The organism is Lysinibacillus sp. NPDC097868 (genome assembly GCF_044761135.1).
GTDB lineage: Bacteria > Bacillota > Bacilli > Bacillales_A > Planococcaceae > Lysinibacillus.
Window position 1 is genome coordinate 49,211 of sequence record NZ_JBIWBS010000010.1, and the last position, 8,025, is coordinate 57,235.

8 protein-coding genes are annotated in these 8,025 nt (G+C 39.4%); all 8 read left to right on the plus strand.

Features of this window, described 5'->3' with window-relative positions; all coding sequences use genetic code 11:
• Window positions 1-6 precede the first annotated feature (6 nt).
• Window positions 7-1,386, plus strand: coding sequence for an anthranilate synthase component I family protein (locus ACIQXJ_RS23815; protein ID WP_403058544.1), 1,380 nt, complete (start codon window positions 7-9; stop codon window positions 1,384-1,386).
• Window positions 1,383-1,982: an aminodeoxychorismate/anthranilate synthase component II gene (gene pabA / locus ACIQXJ_RS23820; protein ID WP_403058524.1), complete on the plus strand. Its 600-nt coding sequence runs from the start codon at window positions 1,383-1,385 to the stop codon at window positions 1,980-1,982. The genes ACIQXJ_RS23815 and pabA overlap by 4 nt, the downstream gene beginning before the upstream one ends.
• A complete protein-coding gene (gene pabC / locus ACIQXJ_RS23825; RefSeq protein WP_403058527.1) occupies window positions 1,966-2,805 on the plus strand; it encodes an aminodeoxychorismate lyase in 840 nt (279 codons plus the stop codon). Before pabA ends, pabC begins: the two co-directional genes overlap by 17 nt.
• A gap of 13 nt (window positions 2,806-2,818) precedes the next feature.
• Window positions 2,819-3,673, plus strand: a complete 855-nt coding sequence (gene folP / locus ACIQXJ_RS23830) for a dihydropteroate synthase (protein WP_403058530.1) — start codon at window positions 2,819-2,821, stop codon at window positions 3,671-3,673.
• Window positions 3,673-4,038, plus strand: coding sequence for a dihydroneopterin aldolase (folB, locus tag ACIQXJ_RS23835; protein ID WP_403058533.1), 366 nt, complete (start codon window positions 3,673-3,675; stop codon window positions 4,036-4,038). Before folP ends, folB begins: the two co-directional genes overlap by 1 nt.
• Entirely contained in the window at window positions 4,038-4,559 is a 522-nt protein-coding gene (folK, locus tag ACIQXJ_RS23840) for a 2-amino-4-hydroxy-6-hydroxymethyldihydropteridine diphosphokinase (protein ID WP_403058536.1), read from the plus strand. The genes folB and folK overlap by 1 nt, the downstream gene beginning before the upstream one ends.
• 115 nt (window positions 4,560-4,674) lie before the next feature.
• Window positions 4,675-5,715 (plus strand): tRNA dihydrouridine synthase DusB, encoded by a 1,041-nt coding sequence (gene dusB / locus ACIQXJ_RS23845; protein ID WP_403058539.1) that lies wholly within the window; start codon window positions 4,675-4,677, stop codon window positions 5,713-5,715.
• A gap of 236 nt (window positions 5,716-5,951) precedes the next feature.
• Window positions 5,952-7,454, plus strand: coding sequence for a lysine--tRNA ligase (gene lysS / locus ACIQXJ_RS23850; protein ID WP_403058542.1), 1,503 nt, complete (start codon window positions 5,952-5,954; stop codon window positions 7,452-7,454).
• The last annotated feature ends 571 nt before the right edge of the window (window positions 7,455-8,025 follow it).

Genomic DNA, 8,025 nt, shown 5'->3' on the forward strand with positions numbered 1-8,025 from the left:
ATGAAGATGGACGCAGACGCGTTTTTTTATAGCTATAAGAAGCAAACTGAACATGAACAAGCCCATGTTTTTTTAGAGAGTGGACGTGGGGGACATTATTCGATTGCTGCTTGGCAACCTTTAGCAACAGCCCAATCAATTGAAGGTGGTCTGCTAGTCAAGTGGAGAAATGGGAACAGTGAAATGTTAACAGGCGAGCCGCTTGATTTACTAGAACAATTAGTAGCTACCTATCAATTTACTTATGACCCTAAGCTACCAGTTTTTCAGGGGGGCGCAATTGGCTTTGTGTCATACGATTACGCTCGAAAGATTGAAGAGCTGCCTATAGTGGGAACAGATGATTTAATGGTGCCAGATATTTATTTCTATCTATTTGACTGTTGGGCGGTACATGATGTCACGACAAATGCAGTGACGCTTATGAAGTTAGCAGATAGCGATGTGAATTTAGAGGAGCGCGCGCATGCATGGCAAGTAGCGGCACAGGAAGGTTTACATTTACGAAAATTTGAAAAGACAAGTGCTGTTGAAGTGGTGAATGATGAAAGTGAATTACTTGTGTCATTCGCAGGAACAGATTTCGAAACTGCAGTGAGAAAAATCCAAACGTATATAGCGCAGGGTGACGTGTTTCAGGTGAATTTATCGGTGCGTCAATCTAAAAAGTTAAATGCTACTGCGATGGATGTTTATGAGGCACTACGTGCGTTTAATCCGTCGCCATATATGGCATATATTGAAGCGCCTGAGTTTGCTGTTGTGTCGGGATCTCCTGAGTTGCTAGTAAAGCGCCATGGCAATGAGTTATCAACACGACCAATAGCAGGTACGCGTCCGAGAGGAAAGTCGGAAGAGGAAGACATTGCATTGGCGAAAGAATTAATTGATAACGAGAAAGAGCGAGCTGAGCATGTAATGCTTGTAGATTTAGAGCGTAATGATTTAGGGAGAGTTTCAGCATACGGTACTGTTGAAGTAGACGAGTTTATGGTGATTGAACGCTATTCACATGTAATGCATATTGTGTCAAATGTACGTGGTGAAATAGCTGAAGGCAAGACAAATGCAGATGTTGTACGAGCGATGTTCCCAGGCGGTACTATTACGGGGGCACCTAAAATTCGTACGATGGAAATTATTGAAGAACTAGAGCCAGTACGTCGAGGATTATACACAGGCTCAATTGGCTGGCTAGGCTATACAGGGGATATGGAATTAAATATTGTTATTCGAACAGCATTTGTAAAAGACGGAATGGCTCATATACAAGCTGGTGCAGGTATTGTTATAGATTCTGTTCCAGAAAGAGAATACCAAGAGTCTCTAAATAAAGCAAAAGCGATGTGGCAGGCTAAGGCGATGGCAGAGGAGCGAGCAAAATGATTTTAATGATTGATAACTATGATTCTTTTACATATAATCTTGTGCAGTATTTTGGAGAGTTTGGACATGAGTTAATAGTGAAAAGAAATGATTCGTTAACAGTTGAAGATATTGAAAAACTTGCGCCAGATATGATTGTTATTTCACCAGGACCTTGTAGTCCGAACGAAGCTGGTGAAAGTTTAAACATCATTCGATATTTCGCGGGAAATATTCCTATTTTAGGTGTTTGTCTCGGACATCAAGCAATTGCTCAAGTATTTGGTGGGAATGTTATTCGTGCGGAGCGTTTAATGCATGGTAAAACGTCTCCCGTTTTACATGCGGAAATAGGATTACATGCAGGTATGCCAAATCCATTTAAAGCAACACGTTATCATTCCCTTATTGTGGAGAAAGAGTCATTACCAGAATGCTTTGACGTAACTGCATGGACTGAAGAAGGAGAAATTATGGGTATTCGTCATAAAGACTATCCAATTGAAGGTGTGCAATACCATCCGGAATCTATTATGACGGAACAGGGGAAAAAGCTGCTGCGTCATTTTATCGAATTGTACGTACAAGGAGCGAAGCAAAATGCAGTGCTGGATTAATGGAAAATACGTAGCGGTGGATGAATTACGAATCTCACCATTTGACCACGGCTTTTTATATGGGTTAGGTTTTTTTGAGACATTTCGTACTTACAACGGAAAAGTGCTGTTTTGGGATGCGCATATGGAAAGATTACAAGCGGCACTAACGCAATTCCATATTCACTTGCCATATACAAAGCAGAATTTGCTTGCTGTTTTTGAACAACTAAATGCAGCGGCAGATGGAACAGATGGTTATTTTCGTGTAAATGTATCTGCTGGTGAGCATGGTATTGGTTTACAGCCGAGGGAGTATACGCAACCAAATGTTATTGTCTTTCGTAAGGAATTACTTGATGCACCTCGGGGGAAAGAAAAAACAGCACAATGGTTAGAGACAAGACGGAATACGCCTGAAGGAGCGTATCGTGTAAAGTCACATCATTATGGCAATAACGTTTTAGGAAGATTTGAAATGCCTTCATTAGCCGAGCAGGAAGGTTTCTTTTTAACAGAAGAAGGTTATGTTGCTGAAGGTGTTACATCAAATATTTTCTGGGTGAAAAATGATATACTATATACGCCTTCTTTAGAAGCTGGTATTTTACCAGGGATAACGCGAGCGTGGGTAATTGAGCGCGCACAATCACTAGGAATTGAAGTACAAGAAGGTCTTTTTACTAAAAATGATGTGGAACAAGGTTGCGAATGTTTTATTACAAACTCTGTGCAAGAGCTTGTACCCATTTGTAGAATAGAAGATATACAGTTGTTAGGCAATAAGGGGCCTATTTATTTGCGTTTACATGAAGCGTTTGTCAAAGAAGTGGAACAAGAATAGAAGGAGCGTCAAAATGCTAGAAAAATATATAACACCGTTAACGATTAACGGGATTACATTAGATTATACAAGCGAAACATTCGTAATGGGGATTTTAAATGTCACGCCAGATTCATTTTCAGACGGAGGAAAATACAATAACGTCGAGGCGGCAGTAGAACAAGCTAAAAAAATGGTCGCTGATGGTGCAAAAATTATTGATGTAGGCGGAGAATCGACACGCCCTGGCTATGAGCGTATTTCTGATGAAGGTGAAATTGCTCGCATTGTACCAGTAATTCAGGCGCTAATAGCAGAAGTGCCTGCAATTATTTCAGTTGATACGTATAAAGCGAACGTAGCACGTGCAGCAATTGAAGCGGGTGCGCATATTATTAACGATATTTGGGGTGCAAAATCAGAACCTGCAATTGCCCAGGTTGCTGCAGAACTAAATGTACCTATAATTTTAATGCATAATCGTGAAGATATGGACTACGGAACTGATTTTTGGAAAACAGCAAAGGCTGATCTTGAAGAAAGTATTGCGATTGCGAAAAAGGCGGGTGTGCCCGACACGCATATTATTTTGGATCCAGGTATTGGGTTTGCTAAAACAACATCCCATAACATTGCTATGATGCAGCATCTTGCTGATTTAGTGGACATGGGGTACCCGGTGTTATTAGCAACCTCACGTAAATCGATGATCGGCAATGTATTGCAGCTTCCTGTAGAAGAACGAATAGAAGGTACAAGTGCAACCGTTGTTTACGGTATTGAAAAAGGCTGCCATATGATTCGTGTGCATGATGTGAAAGAAATGGCACGTGCTTCGCAGATGACAGATGTGTTAGTCGGCAAACGTATATACGAGGAGGAAGCATAATGGACTATATTCATTTGAAGGATATGCAGTTTTATGGTTACCACGGTGTTTTAGCGGCAGAAACAACACTTGGTCAGCGCTTTCGTGCCAATGTTTCACTTGCGGTTGATATGACCGAGGCGGGAGAAACAGATGATTTAAAGCACACTGTAAATTATGCGGAAGTGTATGAGCTATGTCGTGACATTGTTGAGGGTGAACCGCTTAAGTTAATAGAAGCACTTGTATCGAAAATTGCAAACAGTATACTCTCTGCTTACCCTGACAAGGTGAAAGGTGTTCGAGTTGAACTCATCAAACCAGATCCTCCGATACATGGTTATTATAAAGAAGTTTCAGTTGAGCTTATTAGAGGTGATTTCTAATGAATGATGTGTATCTATCAATTGGAACAAATATTGGTGAGCGCTATGAAAATCTACAGCATGCCATCGAGCTTTTAATAGAAAAGGAAGGGGTAGAGGTTGTTCGTATATCTTCTATATATGAAACAGCGGCTGTAGGTTACACTGACCAAGCGGATTTTTTAAATATTGCGGTTTATATTAGAACGAGCTACTCTTCTTCGGAATTGCTAAAGGTTTGTCAGTCAGTAGAGAACGAGCTAGGTCGTGTTCGAGAGTTTCGATGGGGACCCCGAATCATTGACCTTGACATTTTGGTCTACAATCACGAAAATATTGAAACAGAGAGTTTGCTTGTGCCACATCCAAGAATGTATGAACGAGCTTTCGTGTTAGTGCCACTCATAGAAATTACGCCTACACCGGTAGGAGAGCAATTACAACGAGCGCATGAAACGCTGAAACAGTTAAATTGCCAAGAGGAAGGCATAATGCTATGGAAGGAATCATCGGATACGAGATTTATGCCGTCTATGAAGTAACGAGCATATGTGATGATATCTTATTATTTGTGGTTAACTTAACAATAACTGCCTAAGCATTAACAATAGATCTTTAGGAATGTAGGGTAAAGCCCGTAGAAGGAGGAAATCGACGTTGAGTCAGACAACTGAGAAGCCGTTTCAAATTGGCGATATTGTCATGGACAACCGTGTCGTCTTAGCACCAATGGCTGGGATTTGTAACTCTGCTTTCCGATTAACAGTAAAAGAATTTGGAGCAGGGCTTGTATATGCCGAAATGATTAGTGATAAAGGGATTGTTAATAAAAACGAAAAAACGTTAGGTATGCTTTATATCGATGAACGAGAAAACCCCCTTTCATTACAAATTTTTGGTGGAGATAAAACGACGTTAGTAGAAGCGGCGAAGTATGTAGACGAAAACACAACTGCTGATATTATTGATATTAATATGGGCTGTCCGGTTAATAAAATTATTAAGTGTGAAGCAGGCGCTCGTTTACTTTTAGATCCAAACAAAATATACGAAATGGTAGCAGCAGTTGTAGATGCTGTGAAAAAGCCAGTCAGCGTAAAAATGCGTATTGGCTGGGACGATGAACATGTCTTTGCTGTAGAAAATGCACAGGCTGTAGAACGTGCTGGCGCTTCGGCGGTAGCGGTTCATGGTCGTACTCGTGTGCAAATGTATGAAGGTAAAGCAAATTGGGATATTATTCGTCAAGTAAAGGAAAATGTAAATATTCCTGTGCTTGGCAATGGCGACGTTGAAACACCGCAAGATGCAAAACGTATGCTTGATACAACGGGTGTGGATGCGGTTATGATAGGACGTGCGGCATTAGGTAATCCATGGATGATTTATCGTACCGTTCAATATCTTGAAACAGGTGAGTTAAAAGACGAGCCTGGGGTTCATGAAAAAATGGATGTATGTTTACTGCACTTTGAACGTCTACTGCAACTAAAAGGCGAGAGTGTGGCTGTGCGTGAAATGCGGAAACACGCATCATGGTATTTAAAAGGTATTCGCGGTAATGGTAAAGCTCGTAGTGCCATTAACCAAACCGAAACAGCAGTAGAGTTACGTGCTATACTAAATGGGATTGTGCAAGAATATGAAGAGCTTGATTCTGGTGTTTTTGTGCCAGAGCAGAAAGAATTAATCGTATAAAGTGAAAAGAGGCGTCTCAATTTTATTTTGAGATGCCTCTTTTTTATGTGATTTATGGAAAGAAGATATAGAACAAACTAGTGTATAAGGAATAAAATTTTTTATGCTCACTTTAATTTTTAGAATTATTAATAATTTTAACTCTTTTGGAAATTAAACCGAAACAGATGAATACAGCTTTAAAATTGTGTACAATAGAAATATTATGGACGTAAACGCGGACAATTTAATAAGGAGTGAAACAAGTGTCAAACATAGAAGAGTTAAATGATCAGCTTTTGGTGAGACGTCAAAAGATGACTGCTATTCAAGAGAACGGACAAGATCCATTTGGTAGTCGATTTGAACGTACACATTTATCTACAGAAGTGCGTGAACAATTCGCAGATCAAACAAAAGAACAGCTAGAAGAAAACTTACAAGAAGTTATTATCGCAGGTCGTATTATGACAAAACGCGGTAAAGGGAAAGCTGGATTTGCACATATTCAAGATTTAGGTGGCCAAATTCAAATCTACGTTCGTCAGGACCATGTTGGTGAAGAAGCTTATGACTTATTTAAACAAGCTGACCTAGGCGATATCGTTGGTGTACGTGGTAACGTATTCCGTACGCAAGTGGGAGAACTTTCAGTAAAAGCTGAAGGATTTACATTCTTAACAAAGGCGCTACGTCCTATGCCTGAAAAATTCCATGGCTTACAAGATGTAGAACAACGTTACCGTCAACGTTATTTAGATTTAATGACAAACGAAGATAGCAAAAATACATTTATTACACGATCTAAAATTATCCGTGCTATTCGCAACTATTTAGATAACGCAGGTTATTTAGAGGTGGAAACACCGATGCTTCATACTATTGCTGGTGGTGCAGCGGCTCGTCCATTCATTACTCACCACAACGCACTTGATATGGAACTATATATGCGTATCGCTATCGAGCTGCACTTAAAACGTTTAATCGTTGGTGGACTAGAAAAAGTCTATGAAATTGGGCGTGTATTCCGTAACGAAGGTATCTCAACTCGTCACAATCCAGAGTTCACAATGATTGAGCTGTACGAAGCTTATGCGGACTACAAAGATATTATGTCATTGACAGAAAACTTAATTGCACATGTAGCACAAGAAGTACTTGGCACAACGTTAGTTCAATACGGAGAAGATGAGATCAACCTAGCAGTTGGTTGGAGACGTGTTCACATGGTAGATGCTGTTAAAGAAGCTACAGGTGTAGATTTCTGGCAACCGATGACGAAAGAACAAGCTCAGGCACTTGCTCAAGAGCACGGAGTAGAAGTAAAGGCTGCGCACGAAGTCGGCCATATTATTAACGAATTCTTCGAGCAAAAAGTAGAAGAAACTCTTGTGCAACCAACGTTTGTCTTCGGTCACCCAGTAGAAATCTCTCCTTTAGCGAAGAAAAATCCAGAGGACGAGCGTTTTACAGATCGTTTTGAATTGTTTATTGTGCGTCGTGAGCATGCAAATGCCTTTACAGAACTAAATGACCCAATCGATCAACGCGAACGCTTTGAGGCACAATTAGCTGAAAAAGAAGCTGGTAATGACGAAGCACACGAAATGGATAATGACTTTATTGAAGCTTTAGAATTCGGTATGCCGCCAACAGGTGGTTTAGGTATAGGTATCGACCGTTTAATTATGCTTCTTACAAACTCGCCGTCAATTCGTGACGTATTATTATTCCCAACAATGCGCCACACTACAAAATAATATCTTAATAAGGAGATCCTTTATAAAAAGGGTCTCTTTATTTTATTGTGAAATTACAAAAACAGAGGTATAGTAAAAATAATGTTTTAGAGGAACAATAAATGCAAAAACTTTGAAGCTAGAATAAGCTATTAATAGCTTACTAATGACGGTTTTTTTATAAAATGATATTTTTGTAGAAAAACACTTGCAGAGTTTATAGAATCGTGTTAAATTATTACTTGTCGCTAAGACGACGCAACATTAAGTATTGCAAACTATTAATAACATCACAAAAAAGTGTTGACATCAACATTACATAGTGGTAAGATTTAAAAGTTGTCACTTCTTAAGGGAATAAAATATTTCAAAAAGTTGTTGACAAAGAAAATCGAAAATGTTATTATATAAAAGTTACTGAAAATAACTGGTAACAAAATGAACCTTGAAAACTGAACAAGCAAAACGTAATCAATATAGTTTTTATTAGCTAACTCCGTTAGTGAACGAAACAAAATTTTGGACATCAAAATTGATGCCAGCAAAACAATTTGAGCTAATCAAATTTCTTTTATGGAGAGTTTGATCCTGG